This window comes from Blastopirellula sp. SH421, assembly GCF_057808535.1.
Genome location: NZ_CM173712.1, coordinates 5,779,190 through 5,798,867, shown reverse-complemented (window position 1 = coordinate 5,798,867; position 19,678 = coordinate 5,779,190). Strand labels below are relative to the sequence as shown.

The window sequence follows — 19,678 nt, the reverse complement described above, 5'->3', positions numbered from 1 at the left end:
GTCGCCATCGTGCGATCGATCCGTTGTTGAACTCGACCACCGAATACCCAAAGTAATTCAGCAATCCACGGTGAACTAAACGTTCGCCGCCGAGGAAAAGAGACATGGCGAAGGAACTGGTTGGTAAAGCGAAATTTCAAGTGCCCGGCGGCAAGGCCACTCCGGCTCCTCCTGTAGGTACGTCGCTTGGTAAGTTCGGCGTAAACCTGGGGCAATTCGTTACTCAGTTCAACGATAAGACCAAGGAATTCAACGGCATGCCGATCCCGGTTGTCGTCAGCGTCTACAACGACCGAACCTTTGAGTTTATTTGCAAGAGTCCTCCCGCGGCCGCGTTGCTCAAGCAGGCGGCTGGGATTGCCAGCGGCGCCGGACGACCTCATGTCGACAAGGTTGGCAAAGTGACGATGGACCAGGTTGATGAAATCTGTAAGCAAAAGATGGACGACCTCAACGCAAGCGATCTAGAGCATGCTCGCCGGATGATCACCGGAACCGCACGCAGCATGGGTATTGAAGTTACCGAATAAGCGTCAGAGCGATTTCGTTCCGCGCAGCACACCAATACAAGACCACGCACAGAAGAACAAAGAGTCCGACGATGGTAAAGCAATCCAAGCGATATCGCGCCCTTGCCGCGAAAGCGACCGAAGAAACGATGCCGCTCGAAAAGGCGGTTGAGATCCTCAAGGGTTACAACACGACCAAATTTGATCAAACCGTCGACTGCGCCATGCGTTTGGGGATCGACCCGAAGCAGGCTGACCAACTGGTCCGCGGCGCCATCGTCCTGCCTCACGGGATCGGCAAAGAGCTGCGAGTGGTTGTCTTCGCCAAAGGGGACAACGTTCGTCTAGCCGAGGAAGCCGGAGCCGACGCTGTCGGAGCGGATGACCTGGCTAAGAAGATCAAAGATGGTTGGCTCGATTTCGACGCGTGCATTGCGACGCCTGACATGATGGGCTTGGTGGGTCCGTTGGGACGCGTCCTAGGCCCCCGCGGTTTGATGCCTTCGCCGCGTGCTGGTACGGTCACGCCGGACGTGGCTCGCGTCGTCAAGGAATACAAAGCAGGTAAGGTCGAATTCCGCAACGACTCCACCGGCATTGTTCACGCGGTTGTTGGGAAGGTCAGCTTCGAACAAGAGAAGCTGGTCGACAACATTCGTGCCTTCATGAATCAAATACTCAGCATGAAGCCCGCCGCCGCCAAGGGTATTTATGTGAAGAGCATTGCGATTGCTGCGACAATGAGTCCCAGTGTTCGCGTCTCCATGTAAGCCAAGTCAATCCAAGCGTCCGTCCGTTGCGGATATATCTTAAAGCAGAACAGTTATGAGCAAATTCGTAAAAGAGTTGATGACGAAAGAGATTTCGCAACGTCTCGACGGCGTGAATGATCTCTTGGTAGTCGACGTCGCCGGTCTCGATGCGAACTCGACCGTCGCCGTCCGCCGCAACTTCCGTAGCAACAACATTAACCTGTTGGTGGTGAAGAAGACCTTGGCTCGTCGTGCTTGTGAGGGCACGTCACTGGGCCCAGCCTTCTCTGACATCGAAGGAAGTGCCGCGATCGTCTGGGGCGGTGAGGATATTGTCGATCTAGCGAAAGCGATCGTCAAACTGCACGAAGACAAAAAGATGCCGAGGTTCACCGCCAAGGGTGGCGTGATGGACGGAGAGGCATTGACCGCTGAAAAGGTGGTCGCAGTTAGCAAATGGCCCAATCGATCCGAGCAACTCAGTCTGTTGGTCGGTCAGATTCTTGGGCCGGGACGCACTCTCGCCGGCCAGGTCAAGGGACCAGGTGCGAAGCTCGCCAGTCAAATCAAAAAGTTGGGCGAAGGGGACGACGAATAGCTCGTCACCGCGTCCAACAATCCGCTCATGGCTGTTACGCCAAACCCGTTACGAAATAAACATATAGATTTTTATGCTCGGCCCTGGCCGAGCACTTGATGAGAAAGGATCGACACGAAGATGTCCGAAGAAACTGCCACGATCGAAATTTCGGAAGAACTGAAGACCCTCGGCGACAAAATTGCCACTTTGACGCTGAAGCAAGCTGTCGAACTGGGCGGCTACCTGAAAGACGCTCACGGTATCGAAGCGGCGGCCGGCGGCGGCGTGATGATGGCTGGCCCAGCGGCTCCGGCCGAAGAAGCCGCTGTCCAGACCGAGTTCAACGTCATTATGACCAGCTTCGGTGGAAACAAGATTTCGGTGATTAAAGCCATCCGCGGCATCACCGGCTTGGGTCTGAAGGAAGCCAAAGAGCTGACCGAAGGCGTTCCGAGCAAGGTCAAAGAAGGCGTGTCGAAAGAAGACGCCGAAAAGGTCAAGGCCGAATTGGTCGATGCAGGCGCCGAAGTCGAAATCAAGTAGTCGGATTCCGACTTCTTGAGACGATTTGACGGATTACCTGTATTCACTTCGACGTCGCCTCCCTTATACTAAGAGGCGACGTCGCGAGGTGTGGACTTGAATTTAACCGGTTTCTCTACTTTTCTCCTGCGCATGGACGATTCCCAGGGAGTGGTGCGCGCAGTGAACGGCAGGGAGGGGATTATCTCCCAAGATGGGCGATGCCTTATCCACTCGTTATTTCTTGTCTACACATGCGTCTTTCACTCCCCCTTTGCTCGCTCGCACGTCTGTCGCCAGAGTTTTTTCTCTGTGCGCCGCACTGCTAGCAGCGCAGTCGTTCGATCTCCGAACTTGCCCAGGAGTAGCAGCGTCCAATGGCTACATCGTACAAGCGACGTCTTGAAACTACGGAAGTTCGTCGTTTCGGTAGCGGGTCGATTTATATGTCGCCCCCCGATCTCACGACAATTCAAACGCACAGCTATACCAAGTTTCTCCAGGAGGAATTAGATTCCGACGCGAGAGACCCAGAAATTGGTATTGAAAGCGTGCTGCGCGAGATCTTCCCGATCAACAGCTATGACGGCACCGTCCAGTTGGACTATGTTCGTTATGAGCTTGGTAAACCGCGATATACGCCACAAGAGTGCAAACAGCTTCGTTTGACGTATGGCCTGCCCTTCCGGATTTGGCTTCGCCTGAATAAGGATGAGCCGATTGAGGAAGAAGTTTACCTCGGCGATATGCCGGTGATGCTCGGTGGTGGTGAATTCATCATCAACGGCGCCGAGCGGGTTGTTGTAAGCCAGTTGCATCGCAGCCCCGGCGTCGACTTCGTCGAGGAAGCCGAAACAACCTCCGATCGTCGACTGCCAAGCTGCCGCATCATTCCAGAGCGCGGCAGTTGGATCGAGATCAATATCACAAAGAAGGATTCGTTCACGGTCCGTATCGATCAGAGCGGAAAGTTTGCAGCAACAACCTTGCTGCGAGCGATGGATCCCGCTTTAAGTGACGATGCCGGGTTGATTCGCGCCTTCTACGACACGACCAAAGTGCACGTCAAGGATGGTCGCAGTATTACCAAGATCGAAGGCAAAATCGCCGTCGATGATATTGTCTACCCGATCGATAGCGATCGCGGGGGCGAGATCATCGTCGAGGCGGGCCAGAAGATCAGCCGTAACACAGCTGAATTGATCTGCTCGGTAGGTATTACCGAAGAGATCGAAGTGATGGACGCGCCGAAGATTCCGATCATCTTCAACACGTTGGTCGAAGACAATACGTCCAGCCATGAAGAAGCGTTGCTTCGCATTTACCAGCGTCTGCGACCGGGCAACCCGCCGCAGTTGGAAAAAGCGAAGACCTTGTTCGACGAAAAATTCTTCGACGAGAACCGCTACCGCTTGGGTCGCGTAGGCCGCTTCCGTATGAACCGGAAGTTGGGCATTGAAGTCAATGAAGGAGTGCAGACGCTTCGCCCGAGCGACCTGATCAACTCGATCAAGTACGTCATGTCAATTCTCGACGGTGATGGTACGGCTCGCAAAGACGATATCGATCACCTTGGTAATCGACGTTTGCGTACGATTGACGAATTGGCTTGTGATGAATTGCGTAAGGGTTTCTTGAAGCTCCGCCGCACAGTCCAAGAACGGATGAGCCTGAAGGATGCCGAGGACATGACTCCTCGCAACCTGATCAATCCGAAATCGATTTCGGCCGCGATTGAGTACTTCTTTGGCCGCGGCGAATTGTCGCAGGTCGTCGATCAAACCAATCCGTTGTCGATGCTGACGCACGAACGTCGTCTCTCGGCTCTTGGCCCGGGCGGTTTGAATCGTAAGCGTGCCGGTTTTGAAGTTCGCGACGTTCATATTTCGCACTATGGTCGTATCTGCCCGATTGAAACGCCGGAAGGTACGAACATCGGTTTGATTTCGAGTCTGGCGATCTACTCGGCAGTCGATGAATACGGCTTCTTGATCACTCCGTACCGGGTGATTCGTGATGGCAAGATCGCCGACGAAATCGTCTGGTTGCGTGCCGACGAAGAGTCGGATGCGTATGTGGCTCCGGCCGATACCCCTACCGATGCGAAGGGGCAATTGCTGGGCGATATGATCATTGCTCGTTACCGTTCAGACTTTGACCTGGTCGAGCCCAAGACGGTTCAGTACATCGACGTGGCGCCTTGCCAGATGGTGGGCGTTTCGGCGAGTCTGATCCCGTTCCTAGAGCATGACGATGCGAACCGCGCACTCATGGGCTCTAACATGCAGCGTCAAGCGGTGCCGCTGTTGATTGCGGAACCCCCGATTGTCTGTACCGGTTTAGAAACGGAAGTTGCTCGAAATTCGAGCATGATGATCCGAGCCAAACGAGCTGGCGTGATCGAATACGTCGATGCCGAACGGATTGTCGTCAAGACGACCGAAGGACGGACGGACAACTACACCCTGCGGAAGTTTGTCGGACTCAACGAGCGTACCTGCTTGAACCAGCGTCCGATCATTTCGGTCGGTCAAGCGGTGGAAGTCGGTACCGTGTTGGCGGATGGCGCCGCTACGCACAATGGTCAACTGGCTTTGGGGCGTAACGTGTTGGTCGGCTTTATGTCGTTTGACGGATACAACTATGAGGACGCGATCATCCTCAGCGAAGAGTTGGTCAAACAAGACGTTTACACGTCTCTACATATCGAAGAATTCGACGTCGAAATTCGCGAAACCAAACTCGGCCGTGAAGACTTCACTCGCGACATCCCCAATGTCAGCGAAAAGATGCTTCGTAATTTGGACGAAGGGGGCGTGGTTCAGGTTGGAACTTTTGTGAAGCCTGGCGATATTCTCGTCGGTAAGGTTTCGCCCAAGTCGAAAACTGAGCTAACGCCAGAAGAGAAATTGCTGCACGCGATTTTCGGTCGTGCCGGCGAAGATGTGAAGAACGACTCGCTGGAAGTTCCTTCTGGGATTGAAGGGATTGTGATCCATACCGACAAGTTTGCACGTCGTATGAGCTTGTCGGACGACGAGCGAAAGGCCTTCGAGAAGCGTCTGAAGGAAGTAGAAACCGAAGGCAACGCCAAGATTGCAGATGCTTTTGCTGCGATGATCCTCACATTCGAGGGAATTCTTGGCAAGCCGCTAACGGATGACGACGGTACGCCGCTGACGCAAGATCAGGATCCGAAGTTCCTCGCAGAGCAAGCTCAACAATTTCGCTTGAAGAAGGTTCTGGAGTCCCTGCGAAGCGAAGAGCGGATTCAACAGATTCGCGAAGCGTATGCAACCAGTTGGCCCTTGGTCGAAGCGGCGCTCGACGTCCGTGATCGTCTGCTCAATAGCATGAAGCGGGGTGATGAGCTTCGCAGCGGCGTGTTGCAAATGGTCAAGATTTATATCGCGACCAAGCGATGCATTTCGGTCGGCGACAAGATGGCCGGACGCCACGGTAACAAGGGTGTGATCGCGAAGATCCTACCGGTTGAAGACATGCCGTTTTTGCCCGATGGAACTCCGATTCAGATCATGCTCAATCCGCTGGGCGTGCCTAGCCGTATGAACGTCGGTCAGATTCTAGAGACGCACTTGGGTTGGGCTGGCGCCCGGCTCGGGTTCCAGTCGATCACCCCGGTGTTTGACGGCGCCTCCGAAGAAGACATCAACAATTGTTTAGAAGAAGCGGGACTTCCGCGTCACGGCAAGATTCGATTGAAAGACGGCCGTACCGGAGAATTGATGCACCAAGAGACTACGGTTGGCTACATCTATATGTTGAAGCTGCACCACTTGGTCGACGACAAGGTGCATGCCCGCAGCACGGGACCATACTCGCTCATTACCCAGCAGCCGCTGGGCGGCAAGGCCCGCTTTGGCGGTCAGCGGTTTGGAGAAATGGAAGTCTGGGCGCTTGAAGCTTACGGCGCCGCTTACATCCTCCAGGAATTGTTGACGGTGAAGAGTGACGACGTCGAAGGGCGAACCAAGATTTACGAAGCGATGGTCAAAGGCGAAAACACATTGGAAGCCGGCACCCCTGCCAGTTTCGACGTGTTGACCAACGAAATTCGTGGTCTCGGTTTGAACATGCAGCTCGAAAAGCGTCGCATGTAATGGCGTCCGGTCGAAGGCCGCTGCGAATTGCCGCAGTGGCCTCCCCCCCCTGAATTATCCAGCGCCGCGGTTGCGGCGATCACATCAAGGAGCACAGGCACATGAGCATTCTTGAAGGCTCGTATGATCGGATTAACGACTACACCGCGGTAAAGATCAGCCTGGCGCGTCCGCACGACATCCGCAGCTGGTCGTTCGGCGAAGTGAAGAAGCCGGAAACGATCAATTACCGCACTTACCGTCCTGAAAAAGACGGGCTATTTTGCGAACGCATCTTCGGCCCAGAAAAAGACTGGGAGTGCTCGTGCGGCAAGTACCGCGGCATGAAGTACAAGGGGATGATCTGCGATCGCTGTGGTGTGAAAATCACCCACAGCCGCGTGCGTCGCAAGCGCATGGGCCATATTGAGCTGGCCGCACCGATCGTTCACATTTGGTTCTTCAAGGCGATGCCGAGCCGGCTGGGTAACCTGTTGGCGATGAAGACCTCGAGCTTGGAAAAGGTGATCTATTTTCAAGACTATGTCGTCATCGATCCCGGTACGACTGAACTAGCCAAGTTTCAAACTCTGACCGAAGAAGAATTTCGTCAGGCCCGCGAGCAATATGGCGAAGGATCGTTCGATGCCGATATGGGCGCCGAAGCGGTTCGCAAGCTGCTAGGCTCTCTCGATTTGGTTCAGCTCTCGATTGATCTCCGCAAAGAGATGATTGAGACAGGTTCCAAGCAAAAGAAAAAAGATCTCACCAATCGATTGAAGATTGTCGAGTCGATTCGAGACAGCGACAACAAGCCTGAGTGGATGGTGCTGGACGTGATTCCGGTCATTCCGCCCGACTTGCGTCCCTTGGTGTTGCTCGATTCGGGCAACTTCGCAACCAGCGACTTGAACGATCTTTACCGCCGCATCATCAATCGCAACAACCGTTTGCGGAAGTTGGTCGACCTGAATGCGCCTGAAGTCATCATTCGCAACGAAAAGCGAATGTTGCAGCAATCCGTCGACGCGCTGTTTGACAATAACCGCTGTAAACGCCCGGTGCTCGGCAGCAGCAATCGTCCGCTGAAATCGCTGACGGACATGATCAAGGGTAAGCAGGGACGCTTCCGCGAAAACCTGCTCGGCAAACGCGTTGACTACTCGGCTCGAAGCGTGATCGTGGTTGGTCCGCGGATGAAGCTGCATCAATGCGGACTGCCCAAGAAGATCGCGCTGGAACTTTACCAACCGTTCATCATCCGCAAGTTGAAAGTGCTCGGTCATGCCGACACGATCAAGAGCGCCAAAAAGATGCTCGAGCGGAAGGACGAAGAAGTATGGGATATCTTGGAATCGGTGATTCAGAATCACCCGGTCATGCTGAACCGTGCTCCCACGTTGCACCGCATGGGGATTCAGGCGTTTGAGCCGATTCTTGTCGAAGGCAACGCGATTCACCTGCATCCGCTGGTTTGCAAGGGCTTTAACGCCGACTTCGACGGTGACCAGATGGCGGTGCACTTGCCGCTCTCGATCGAAGCTCAAGTCGAAGCGCACACCTTGATGTTGTCGACCAACAACATTTTCGCGCCCTCGAATGGCAAGCCGATCATGAGCCCTTCGCAGGACGTCGTGATGGGTTGTAACTTCATCACGATTACGCTTCCCAATCGTCCCGGCGAAGGAATGTCGTTCTCGTCGACGGCGGAAGCGGACTACGCTTTCAGCCAAGGTGTTATCGATCTACACGCCAAAATCAAAGTACGCCTGCCGAAAGGACAACGTCTGAAGTCGGAAGATGAAGACGGCAAGCACGGCAGCCAAATCGAAACGACCTACGGTCGCATTTTGTTTAACGACATGCTGCCGAACGGGATGGACTTCTACAATTATTCGCTCGGATCGAGTGAACTGTCGAAGGTGATCTCGGATTGTTATCAGCGTCTTGGACGTCGCGCTACGATCGAACTGTTGGACGATATGAATCAGCTTGGGTTCCGCGAAAGCACCCGTAGCGGTTTGTCATTCGCGACGGACGACTTGGTGACGCCAGATTCGAAGCCGAAAATTATCGCCGAAGCCGATAAGAAGGCGGCGAAGTTTAAGAAGCAATACGATCGCGGTATCATCACCGACAAAGAGCGCAAGAATCAGGTGCTCGACGCATGGACTCATGCCCGAGAGCAGATTACTGCCGAGATGATGGAAGCGATGAAGAACGATGACCGCGGCGGTCTCGGCTACATCAACCCGGTGTATCTGATGGCCGACTCTGGTGCTCGTGGTGGTACGGAACAAATTCGTCAGCTTTCCGGGATGCGTGGTTTGATGGCCAAGCCGTCAGGCGAAATCATCGAAACCCCAATTAAGTCCAATTTCCGCGAAGGTTTGACGGTACTAGAGTACTTCTCTTCGACGCACGGCGCCCGAAAGGGTTTGGCCGATACGGCGTTGAAGACGGCGGACTCTGGTTACCTGACCCGTAAGCTGGCGGACGTCGCACAAAACGTCGTGATCACGATGGACGACTGCGAAACGACCCAGGGCATTACCAAGGGCGTGATTTATCGTGGGGAAAAGGTGGAAGTCTCTTTGGCTGATGCGATCAATGGTCGCGTTAGTCGTCAGAGCATTGTTCACCCGATTACCGACGAACTGATCGTTCGTGAAAACGAAATGATCTCGCTCGAAACAGCTCGCCGGATCGAAAAGCTTGGCCTGGAGAAAATTCAGGTTCGCAGCCCAATGACCTGCGATGCGTTCCTCGGTACTTGTAAAGCTTGTTACGGCATGGACATGTCGTCAGGTTCGATGGTCGAGGAAGGTATGGCTGTAGGTATCATCGCTGCCCAGTCGATTGGTGAACCGGGTACGCAGTTGACGATGCGTACGTTCCATATCGGTGGTGTGGCGGTTACCGATACGGAAGAACACGAAAAGCGTTCGACCCGCGGCGGTATCGTCAAGTTCACACGTCTCCGCTTGGCGAAAAACGACGAAGGTAAAAACGTCGTGCTGACTCGCAATGGTGAAATCGCGATCGTCGACAACAAGGGGCGTGAAATCGAGAGCCACTCGGTTCCAACCGGCGCCATCTTGGATGTTGAAGAAAACGACGAAGTCGCTACAGGCGCCATCCTTTGTACTTGGAACCCGCACGCGATTCCGATCTTGTCGGAAGTGAGTGGTAAAGTCCGGTACGAAGACATCGTCGAAGGCGAAACGATGCGTCTGGACCGCGATACCAGCGGTACGATTCGTCGTACGATCACCGAGCATAAGGGTGATTTGCATCCGCAGTTGGTGGTCGAAGATGAAGACGGCAAGCCGCTCGACGTTTACTACATGCCAGAGAAGGCGAACATCGAAGTCGACGAAGGTCGCGTGATCACCGCCGGTACGGTGATTGCGAATACGCCACGCGAATCAGGTGGTATTAAAGACATCACCGGCGGTCTGCCGCGAGTCACCGAAATTTTCGAAGCTCGCAAGCCGAAAGATCCGGCCGTTATGGCCGAAATCGACGGCGTCGTCGAAATCCTCGGTGAAAAGAAACGTGGAAAACGTACGATCATCGTTCGCAACGAGACCGGGGTTGAACGTGAACACTTGGTTCCGCACGGTAAGCGTTTTCTGGTTCACACCGGCGACATTGTCCGTGCTGGTCAATCGCTGATTGACGGCCCGCTTGTGCCGCACGATATTTTGCGGATCTCTGGCGAAGAAGCGGTGCAACAGTACCTGCTTCACGAAATCCAAGGGGTTTATCGCAGCCAGCGGGTCGAAATCAATGACAAGCACATCGAAATCATCGTCGCACGCATGCTGCGTAAGGTGATGGTCGATAAGCCTGGCGACACGACCTTGCTACCGGGGTTGGTGATGGACAAGGTCGACTTCCGCTCGGCCAATGAACATCTCGCCAAATGCTTGAAGGTCAGCGATCCCGGCGACAGCCAGCAGTTTGGCGAAGGCATGATCGTGCCAAAGGATGCATTGGAGCAAGAGAACGCACAGATCGAAGCTCTCGGCGGCAAGCCAGCCAAGGGCTCACGGCCGAAACCGGCAACTGCGGCGACGCAGCTGCTCGGGATCACCAAGGCGTCTGTACAGAGCTCCAGCTTTATCTCGGCGGCGAGCTTCCAGGAAACGACCAAGGTTTTGACCGAGGCCGCTCTGGGGGGCAAGGTCGACCATTTGGTCGGGTTGAAGGAAAATGTGATCCTGGGGCACTTGATCCCAGCAGGTACCGGTTTCCGCAGCTTCCAAGAGGCCGAAGTTCGCATCAATCCAGAAGCGTTGGCCGAAATGGCTCAAAACTTCCGACGCGAACAAACCCGCGAAGAGAGCTTCCCACTGCTGATGGACGAAGGCGCCGCCAATACGCCATCAGCGTTGGACAACCTCCTGGGGGGAGGTCAGCTTCCGCCGAGCAACCCAAGCCCGAGTCCAGGTCCGGTCCCCGCCGAGCCGACAATTTTCGATCCGTCCGATTTGGGCGGTGATGAGAATCTCGACGACTAAGCAGGTTGGTTAAAAAGTAAACCGCATGATTCGCCGATTTCTGGCGGATCATGCAAATTAGAGACGAGGGGGAAAATCGCGCGTCGCGACTTTCTCATTTTGCCAATCAAAGAAAACAGCTTTGGTGCATGCAGTTAGATTACCTTCTAGCAAGCGTGCCGATCCTTTTTTGACCGATCCTGCGGCTTTTGAACGAACTGTTTGGTCTCTCACGGCTTGACAGTCGCCGTCAATTCGGTATTTTGATTGGTTTCCACTGCACTCAATTGCTCAAATAGTAGCAGCCATACGGACTTTCGATGCCCACGATTAATCAGTTGATTCGGCGGCCGCGCAAAAAGAAGCGCAAGTTCTCGAAGTCGCCGGTGCTTGAAAAGTGCCCGCAAAAGCGAGGCGTTTGCCTTCAGGTACGCACGATGACCCCGAAGAAGCCCAACTCGGCTCTTCGCAAAATTTGCCGCGTTCGCTTGTCGAACGGCAAAGAAGTCACCGTGTACATTCCGGGCGAAGGTCATAGCCTGCAGGAGCACTCGATCGTGCTCGTGCGTGGTGGACGTGTCCGCGACTTGCCGGGCGTTCGTTACCAAGTTGTCCGCGGCTCGCTCGACGCCCTGGGCGTGAACGGTCGTAAGCAGTCTCGCAGCCGTTACGGCGCCAAGAAGAGCTAACGCTCTACAGTCCACACCGAGGGCTACGGCCCCGTACATACGCTTAGGAAAGAAACATGGCCCGGATTACCGCCAGCCGCGAAACATTGAAGCCCGATCCGCGATACGGGTCGCTGCTGGCCAGCAAGTTCATCAATTGCTTGATGCACGATGGCAAAAAAACCGTCGCTCAGAACGTGTTTTACAATGCTCTCGAAGAACTGAAGAAGAAGGCTCCCGATGTCGAGCCGCTAGATATCTTCACGCAGGCAATCGAGAATGTGAAGCCGCATATCGAAGTCCGTTCGAAGCGAGTTGGTGGCGCCGCCTACCAGGTGCCGATGCAGGTCAATCGCACTCGCCAGCAATCGCTCGCGATTCGCTGGTTGCTGCTGGCCGTTCGCGACAAGAAGGGTCGTCCGACTCACTTGAAGCTCGCGGATGAACTGTTCGCTGCGTACAACCGCGAAGGCGCTGCGGTTACGCGTCGTGAAAACGTCCATCGCATGGCTGACGCTAACAAGGCTTTCGCCCACTTCGCTTGGTAATTGCGACTTAATATTCAAAACCGCGCCGGTTATGATCGGCGCGGTTTTTTTTATGCGCGCAGCGAACCCCTCTTCTTTGCGTGAAAGGGGGTAGCCGTTCGCCGTCGCGAAGTCAAAAATGACTGATTCTCCACGATACGCGCTGCCCAGAGACAAGAGACATGAACCGCAAGCTTGAGACAATTCGCAACATCGGGGTGATTGCCCATATCGATGCGGGCAAGACGACCGTTACTGAGCGGATGCTCTACTACTCCGGCGAGTCGCATCGCGTCGGTGCAGTGGATAAGGGGACGACCACCACGGACTTTGACGAAGAAGAGCAGGAGCGTGGGATCACGATCTACTCGGCGTGCGTTACATTTCAGTGGAAAGGGCACGTCGTCAACTTGATCGACACCCCAGGTCACGTCGATTTCACCGCAGAGGTGGAGCGCTGTCTTCGCGTTCTCGATGGCGGTGTGGTCGTATTCAGTGCGCGTGAAGGAGTCGAAGCGCAGAGCGAAACTGTTTGGCGTCAGGCGAATCGCTATAAGGTTCCTCGGTTTGCATTCATCAACAAAATGGATCGTGAGGGCGCCAATTTTGAGGGAACCCTCGCCGAGATTAAAAATCGCCTGAAAGCGAATCCCGTAGCAATTCAGATTCCGATTGGCAGCGGACCTCCCCATTTGGCCAACGCATTTCGCGGCGTGATCGATCTCGTCGAGATGAAGCTTCTGACGTTCGACAATGATGTCTCGCCTCCGCGGGTGCAGTTGGCGGAGATTCCAGAAGATCAGATCGAACGCGCGCAAGAGTGGCGCGATAAAATGCTGGAGCCGCTCTACGATCTAAGTGAAGAGCTGATGGAGTTGAGCTTGGCGGAAGAGCCGATACCGGCCGCTCTGATACGCAAGACCTTGCGTCAGGCGACATTGGCCCGATTGATTCAGCCCGTCTTGTGCGGCTCGGCTCTGGATGGAATCGGCGTGCAGCCTGTGCTCGACGCAGTCACTTATTATCTACCAAGTCCGCAAGACATTCCTCCGGTTGAAGGGACGAACCCCAGCAAGAAAGATGCAAAGGAGTCGCGTAAACCGGAGCCGGATGAGCCATTTTGCGGCTTGGTCTTCAAGATTTTGCCTGCCAAGCATGGCGACATGACGTGGGTGCGAATTTACTCCGGCACGCTCAAGCAAAACTCGCGGTTGCTGAATCCAGGGCAAGATCTCAAAGAGAACTGCGCTCAGCTCTGGCATATTCAGGCATCACGTAAAGACCAGGTCGAGACTGCCGGAGCTGGCGATATTGTCGGCGTGATTGGGCTGCGTCATTCGGTGACCGGCGATACGTTGTGCGATACGAAGTCCCCGATTTTGCTAGAGTCGATCGAGTTTCCAGAGACCGTGATCGCGATGGCGATTGAGCCTGAGTCTTCGGCCGAACGTGACAAGCTGCACGACACGCTAGAGATGATGAAGCGGCAAGATCCGACCTTCCGCGCGACTGAGAGCGCCGACACCGGCCAAACGATTATCAGCGGCATGGGCGAGCTTCATTTGGAGGTGATTCGTCATCGTTTGCTGCGTGATTTCAAGCTCAATGTGAAAGTCCACAAGCCCCGCGTTAGTTACCGTGAGACAGTGGGTGGAACGGCGAAAGTGACCGGCGAATGTCATCGCATGATCGGCGGGCAGCAGTTGTTCGCCAAGGTGACGATTCAGCTAGAGCACGTGGATGGCTCGTCGCAGCCGGTGGTGGTGGTGAATAAGTGTAATCCAGATAACGTGCCAAACAGCATGGTCGAAGCCGCCATGGAGGAGCTGCGGCAGCGCGGCGCTGGCGGCGGGATTATCGGCGGATTTCCTCTCGGCGACATTCGGATCACGGTTCTAGGGGGCGAAGCGGCCGAGGTTGGATCCACCGAGACGGCGTTCGCAATTGCGGCCGGCGATGCTTTCGAAAAAGCGATGAGAATGGCCAAGCCGGTGCTGTTGGAGCCAATTATGAAGCTTCAAATCATCACGCCGGAGGAAAATTTGGGAGATTTTGTCGGCGATATTATGAAACGCCGCGGAGAAATCGCAAAAACGGAAAACCGCAGCGGTGAGGCGCTGATTGAGGCACATGCTCCGCTGGCTGAATTGTTTGGATATTCAAGCGCCATGCGGAGTTTAAGCCAAGGTCGGGCTAGTTCTTCGATGGAGCCGCTCAAATATGCGGCCGCTCCCCAGGAAGTCGCCAACACGTTTTTGATGTAGTTTAGGGCCCCATCAGGGCTGTGTTAGTCGTCGCTAGCGACGAGATTTCCCCAGTGGGAAGATGAGTTTTTGCTTTTCGGATGAAATTCATCGCCAAACCGCTCGCCGCCCATTGACGACGAGCCCCGCAATTTTTAAGATTGGCGGTTTCCCAGTTACTCGCTGGGATGCTTAAAGAGAGATTCACTCGACGAGAGTCGAGCTTTGCAGCGAAGGAAATGGTTCCGTGGCCCAAGAAGTTATTCGCATTCGGATGGAAGCCTACGACCACTCGATCCTTGATCAGAGTGCTCTAGAAATCGTAGATACCGCCAAGCGAACGCATTCCGAAGTACATGGACCGATTCCGTTGCCGACACGCATTGAGCGCTACACCGTTCTGTCGGGTCCGCACGTTGATAAGAAGGCTCGTCAGCAGTTTGAGATTCGCACGCACAAGCGTCTGATTGATATTGTGCAAGCGACGGCTAAGACGATCGAAGCTTTGAACAAGCTGAATCTTCCGGCTGGTGTCGATATCAAGATTAAAGCTACCTCGCGATAGTTGCGATGGTTTCCATTCATATTTTTACCTGGATGTATCTGCATGGCTGGAAGCCTCTCGGGTAATCGACCGACAGGTCGATCCTGGCAGGCAAGGCGACAGACCACATAGAGATACGAAAAATGACAAAAGGCATACTCGGCCGTAAGGTCGGGATGACCCAGATTTTTGATGAATCTGGCAACATCATCCCGGTGACGGTTATTGAAGCAGGTCCGTGTCACGTGCTCCAGCTGAAAACGCAGGAGCGCGATGGCTACGAAGCAGTGCAGTTGGGCTTTGATGATAAGCCTCGCCGTCTTGCCAATCGTAGCGAACGTGGTCAAATCGCCGCTCTCTCCAGTAAACGCGCCAAAAAGCTCGCTGCCGCCGGTGTCGAGCCGGCCGCCAAGCCGGACTGTGAGCCCAAGCGATTCGTTCGCGAATTGCGTGGTTCGACCGATGGTTTTGAGATCGGCCAAGAAGTGAAGGTTGGCGTGTTGGCGGAAGTGAAGGCCGTTGATATCGTCGGCACCAGCAAGGGTCGCGGTTATGCGGGTGTGATGAAGCGTCACAACTTTGCTGGTCAGCGAGCTACGCACGGCGTAAAGAAAGTACATCGTCACACCGGCGGTACTGGTTGTTCTGCTTACCCAAGTCGCACGTTCAAAGGTTTGAACATGTCGGGTCAGTATGGCAACGCAAAAGTTACACAGCGGAACGTGAAGGTCGTGAAGGTAGACGAAGAGAACAATCTGATTCTCGTCTACGGTGCGGCGCCTGGTCCGAACGGCGGCTTTGTCGTCGTCAAAGCAACGAACATGGTTTAAGTTTCCGGTCGCGTTACCGGCTAAGATCAGCCGACGAGATCCAGCGAAACCTAGAAGAGTCACGAGACATGCCAAGTTTGCCCATTTATGATACTGCTGGCGAAAAAGTCGGTAGCTACGACATCGAGCTAACCGATATCGCCCCGCGAATCAGCAAGCAATTGCTGCACGACGCGGTAGTGATGTACCAGGCTAACCTGCGACAGGGTACGCATCGATCGAAAACCCGCGGCGAAGTCGCTGGTTCGACGAAAAAGATGTATCGTCAAAAGGGAACCGGTAATGCACGTGCTGGTCACAAGCGTAGCGGCGTGCGACGCGGCGGCGGTCACATTCATGCGAAGCGTCCTCGTGACTATTCGTACCGATTGAATCGCAAAGCGTTGCAGTTGGCTACTCGCATGGCCTTCGCCTCGAAGATTCAAAGCGGGCAAGTGCTGATTTTAAACGAGTTGGCTCTGGCTGAGGTGAAAACCAAAGCAATGGCCAACACGCTGAAGGCCTTGAAGGTTTACGGCGGATCGACCCTGATCACGATCGCGAGCTTGGACGAAAAGGTCTACAAGAGCGCACGCAATATTGAAAAAGTAACGGTCAGCCCTGTTTCGGAGCTGAACGCATTGAAGATCCTGTCCCCGAAGCGTTTGGTGATTACCAAGTCCGCCTTGGATGCGATCAAAGAGAAGGCTGCCCAGGCGAAAGCCGCCAAAGCGTCAAGTGACGATTCAGCCGAGTAACAAGATTCAGCTTCGTTAGCACGCAGAGGCCGCAATGGCTACGACCACGAACAATTCAAAACTGACGTTGGATCCACATCAGGTCCTCATTCGTCCGCTCGTCACCGAAAAAGGTGTTGAGTGTTCGACAGAACAGAATCAATACACGTTTGAAGTGAGTCCTCAGGCGACCAAAGAAGACATTCGACATGCCGTCGAAACGCTCTTTGAAGTGAAGGTCGCTAAGGTCCGCACGCAAACGCGAAAAGGAAAGACTCGCCGTTACAAATTTCGTAACGGCATGACGAAGGCCTGGAAGAAGGCTTTGGTGACGCTCGACGACGAGCATCGTATCGACTTCTTCTAAACCGTTCATCATGACGAGCGACATGGCTTTCAAGCCTGTTCAGCCAACGAGATAAAAGACAATGGGAATTCGCAAATACAAACCGACCTCTGCTGGACGCCGAAACGCGTCGGTCAGTGACTTCGCCGAATTGACGAAGGGCGCCCAGCCAGAGAAAAGCCTGCTTCGCAAATTGACGAAGAATGGCGGTCGCAACAATCAAGGCAAGATCACGGTTCGTCATCGTGGTGGTGGTCATAAGCGACGTTATCGCGTGATTGACTTCCGCCGCTCCAAAGATGGCGTCGCCGCCAAGGTCGATTCGGTTCAATACGATCCGAACCGCTCGGGACGTATTGCCTTGTTGCATTACACTGACGGTGAAAAGCGTTATATCCTCGCTCCAGATGGTTTGGTCGCTGGCCAAATGGTGATGAGCGGGCCGCAAGCGCCTCCGACCGTTGGCAATTGCCTGCCGATGAACAAAATTCCGGCCGGTACAACCGTTCACAATATCGAGATGGCGCCAGGTAGCGGCGGTACGATGTGCCGCAGTGCTGGTTCCAGCGCCACTTTGATGGCGTGCGAAGCCGATTGGGCACAGTTATCTTTGCCCAGCGGTGAAATTCGTCGCGTTCCGGCCGGATGCCGCGCCACGATCGGGAAGGTTAGCAATCCGGAACACGAAAAAGTCGTGCTCGGGAAAGCTGGCCGTAAACGTTGGTTGGGTCGTCGTCCGCACGTTCGCGGTACTGCGATGAACCCGGTCGATCACCCGCACGGTGGTGGTGAAGGTCGAACCAAGGGTGGACGTCACCCGGTGACGCCGCAAGGCAAGCCGACCAAGGGTGGCCACACACGTCACAAGAAAAAGGCTTCGAACAAGGCGATCATTCGTCGCCGTCGTTCTCGTCGGTACGGCGTCTTGAAGTTGATCAAGTAAGCTGTGCAGATCGCGAAAGCAGATATCGCCTAACGAGACCTACATATGAGTCGATCACAGAAAAAAGGCCCCTACGTCGAACCGAAGCTGTACTTCAAAGTGCAGAAGATGGAAGACACCGGCCGCAAAGACCCCATCAAGACTTGGGCTCGAGCCTGCACGATTGTGCCGGAGTTTATCGGGCACACCTTCATGGTTCACAATGGCAAGGCGCACTTGAAGGTATACGTGACGGAAGACATGGTCGGCCACAAGTTGGGTGAATTTAGCCCGACTCGTACCTTCCGTGGTCACGGTTCTGACAAGAAGAAGAAATAACACGTAGACCAGTGCAAACTTCGCAAAGGCGAAGGTTTTTCGGAGAATCGTCATGGCATTTAAAGCATCCCACCGGCTGGCTCGCATCAGCGCCCGCAAGGTGCGTCCGCTCGCGGACCTGGTGCGGGGCAAGTTTGCCGATGAGGCGCTCGACATCCTGCGTTATCAACCGCACCGCGGAGCACGGATGTTAGAGAAGGTCATTCAAAGCGCCCTGGGTAACGCTCAGGACGTCAGTCAGAGTCGCGGTCAGTCGCTGAAGCAAGACAACTTGATTGTTGCTGAAGCACGAGTTGACGGCGGGCCGATTATTAAACGCTTTCGCCCTCGGGCACGCGGAACGGCCTACCCGATTCTGAAGCGTACCAGTCATATTCACGTCACCTTGGAGGAGATCGAAATCTAAGCGGCTCGCCGTTTAAGTTTTCGACCAGGATATTGACGCATGGGTCAAAAAGTTAATCCGATTTGTTTCCGTACAGGCGTGATGCAGGGGTGGAAAAGCCGCTGGTTCGCGTCCAAAAAGGACTATGCTGATTTGCTGTTTGAAGATCAGCGAATTCGCAAGTTCATCGGCGGTCACCCGGATGAAAAAATTCGGCTGAAATACCGAAACGCAGGGATCGATCGGATCGAGATTGATCGAACTCGCGACGAAGTCAAAGTTACGTTGTTTGTGGCTCGGCCTGGTCTGATCATTGGTCAGAAGGGGCAAGAAGTCGAGAAGCTGCAGGAAGAACTGCAGAATCTCGTCGGCCGCCGCATCAACATGAAGATCGAGGAAATCGGTCGCCCCGAGCTGCGTGCTCAACTGGTGGCGGAAGATATAGCCGATCAGCTTGCGAAGCGTTCGAGCTTCCGCCGCACGATGAAACGTGCTTTGGAATCGACGATGGAAGCTGGCGCCCGAGGCATTAAGGTGCAACTGGCAGGTCGCTTAGGCGGGGCTGAAATGGCCCGTCGCGAAAAAGCGATCCAAGGCTCGATTCCGTTGTCGACGATCCGTGCGAAGATCGACTATGGCTTCACCGAAGCAAAAACAGCGCAGGGACACATCGGGGTCCAGGTTTGGATAAACAACGGTTTTTACGAGGAGAATGAATCCGATGTCGCGAATGCCGCGGAGGGTCAAGCACCGAAAAAGTCAAAGAAGGCGTATAAGAGGTAACGCTACCCGCGGTAACACCGTGGAGCTAGGCGATTACGGTCTTCAGACGACTCAAGCTGGGTATATTAAAGCTGCCACGATCGAAGCCGGTCGTATCGCTGCTCAACAATATGTTCGCGGTATCGGTCGCTTGTTTATTCGGATTTTTCCGCAAAAGTCAGTAACTTCAACGCCTCTCGAAACTCGTATGGGTAAGGGTAAGGGCGAAGTCGATTACTGGGCTGCCGTCGTAAAGCCAGGCACCGTTTTGTACGAGTTGTCCGGCGTAACTGAAGAGCAAGCGCGCATTTGTTTGGCTCGCGTGGCTCACAAGATGCCTGTTCGTTGTCGCTTCGTTCGGAAGCGTCCGGACTTGACGACTGCCGGCGACGCCTAGTTTGGCTCCAGCTAAAGACCTTTAGCTAACC

General features: G+C 54.5%; 18 protein-coding genes. All 18 read left to right on the top strand.

Features of this window, described 5'->3' with window-relative positions:
- The first annotated feature begins 104 nt into the window (after positions 1–104).
- The 18 genes from rplK (at position 105) to rplP (ending at position 19,647) form a co-directional block, all read left to right on the top strand.
- Positions 105–530, top strand: a complete 426-nt coding sequence (rplK, locus tag SH421x_RS23450) for a 50S ribosomal protein L11 (RefSeq protein WP_488852444.1) — start codon at positions 105–107, stop codon at positions 528–530.
- Between the two features lie 71 nt (positions 531–601).
- A complete protein-coding gene (rplA, locus tag SH421x_RS23445; protein ID WP_488852443.1) occupies positions 602–1,279 on the top strand; it encodes a 50S ribosomal protein L1 in 678 nt (225 codons plus the stop codon).
- 55 nt (positions 1,280–1,334) lie between these two features.
- On the top strand, positions 1,335–1,859 hold the full coding sequence (gene rplJ, locus SH421x_RS23440; RefSeq protein WP_488852442.1) for a 50S ribosomal protein L10: 525 nt from the start codon (positions 1,335–1,337) through the stop codon (positions 1,857–1,859).
- 120 nt (positions 1,860–1,979) lie between these two features.
- Complete coding sequence (rplL, locus tag SH421x_RS23435; protein ID WP_488852441.1) at positions 1,980–2,384, top strand: 50S ribosomal protein L7/L12; 405 nt, start codon at positions 1,980–1,982, stop codon at positions 2,382–2,384.
- Positions 2,385–2,740: 356 nt separating this feature from the next.
- The gene (rpoB, locus tag SH421x_RS23430) at positions 2,741–6,484 is read left to right on the top strand and encodes a DNA-directed RNA polymerase subunit beta (RefSeq protein ID WP_488852440.1); all 3,744 of its coding nucleotides are present in this window, start codon (positions 2,741–2,743) and stop codon (positions 6,482–6,484) included.
- 101 nt (positions 6,485–6,585) lie between these two features.
- Positions 6,586–10,989, top strand: coding sequence for a DNA-directed RNA polymerase subunit beta' (gene rpoC / locus SH421x_RS23425; protein ID WP_488852439.1), 4,404 nt, complete (start codon positions 6,586–6,588; stop codon positions 10,987–10,989).
- Between the two features lie 299 nt (positions 10,990–11,288).
- Entirely contained in the window at positions 11,289–11,657 is a 369-nt protein-coding gene (gene rpsL / locus SH421x_RS23420) for a 30S ribosomal protein S12 (RefSeq protein WP_002655479.1), read from the top strand.
- Positions 11,658–11,713: 56 nt separating this feature from the next.
- Complete coding sequence (gene rpsG, locus SH421x_RS23415) at positions 11,714–12,184, top strand: 30S ribosomal protein S7 (protein ID WP_488852438.1); 471 nt, start codon at positions 11,714–11,716, stop codon at positions 12,182–12,184.
- 161 nt (positions 12,185–12,345) lie between these two features.
- The gene (fusA, locus tag SH421x_RS23410; protein ID WP_488852437.1) at positions 12,346–14,427 is read left to right on the top strand and encodes an elongation factor G; all 2,082 of its coding nucleotides are present in this window, start codon (positions 12,346–12,348) and stop codon (positions 14,425–14,427) included.
- A gap of 226 nt (positions 14,428–14,653) precedes the next feature.
- Positions 14,654–14,971: a 30S ribosomal protein S10 gene (gene rpsJ, locus SH421x_RS23405; protein ID WP_002655475.1), complete on the top strand. Its 318-nt coding sequence runs from the start codon at positions 14,654–14,656 to the stop codon at positions 14,969–14,971.
- Between the two features lie 155 nt (positions 14,972–15,126).
- A complete protein-coding gene (gene rplC / locus SH421x_RS23400; RefSeq protein WP_488856479.1) occupies positions 15,127–15,780 on the top strand; it encodes a 50S ribosomal protein L3 in 654 nt (217 codons plus the stop codon).
- Positions 15,781–15,848: 68 nt separating this feature from the next.
- On the top strand, positions 15,849–16,517 hold the full coding sequence (gene rplD / locus SH421x_RS23395) for a 50S ribosomal protein L4 (RefSeq protein ID WP_488852436.1): 669 nt from the start codon (positions 15,849–15,851) through the stop codon (positions 16,515–16,517).
- Positions 16,518–16,551: 34 nt separating this feature from the next.
- A complete protein-coding gene (gene rplW / locus SH421x_RS23390; protein ID WP_488852434.1) occupies positions 16,552–16,863 on the top strand; it encodes a 50S ribosomal protein L23 in 312 nt (103 codons plus the stop codon).
- Between the two features lie 61 nt (positions 16,864–16,924).
- A complete protein-coding gene (gene rplB, locus SH421x_RS23385) occupies positions 16,925–17,785 on the top strand; it encodes a 50S ribosomal protein L2 (protein WP_488852433.1) in 861 nt (286 codons plus the stop codon).
- A gap of 45 nt (positions 17,786–17,830) precedes the next feature.
- Positions 17,831–18,103 (top strand): 30S ribosomal protein S19, encoded by a 273-nt coding sequence (gene rpsS, locus SH421x_RS23380; RefSeq protein ID WP_002655470.1) that lies wholly within the window; start codon positions 17,831–17,833, stop codon positions 18,101–18,103.
- Positions 18,104–18,155: 52 nt separating this feature from the next.
- On the top strand, positions 18,156–18,509 hold the full coding sequence (gene rplV / locus SH421x_RS23375; RefSeq protein WP_488852432.1) for a 50S ribosomal protein L22: 354 nt from the start codon (positions 18,156–18,158) through the stop codon (positions 18,507–18,509).
- A gap of 39 nt (positions 18,510–18,548) precedes the next feature.
- Complete coding sequence (gene rpsC / locus SH421x_RS23370; protein ID WP_488852431.1) at positions 18,549–19,271, top strand: 30S ribosomal protein S3; 723 nt, start codon at positions 18,549–18,551, stop codon at positions 19,269–19,271.
- On the top strand, positions 19,201–19,647 hold the full coding sequence (gene rplP / locus SH421x_RS23365) for a 50S ribosomal protein L16 (RefSeq protein WP_488852430.1): 447 nt from the start codon (positions 19,201–19,203) through the stop codon (positions 19,645–19,647). Before rpsC ends, rplP begins: the two co-directional genes overlap by 71 nt.
- The last annotated feature ends 31 nt before the right edge of the window (positions 19,648–19,678 follow it).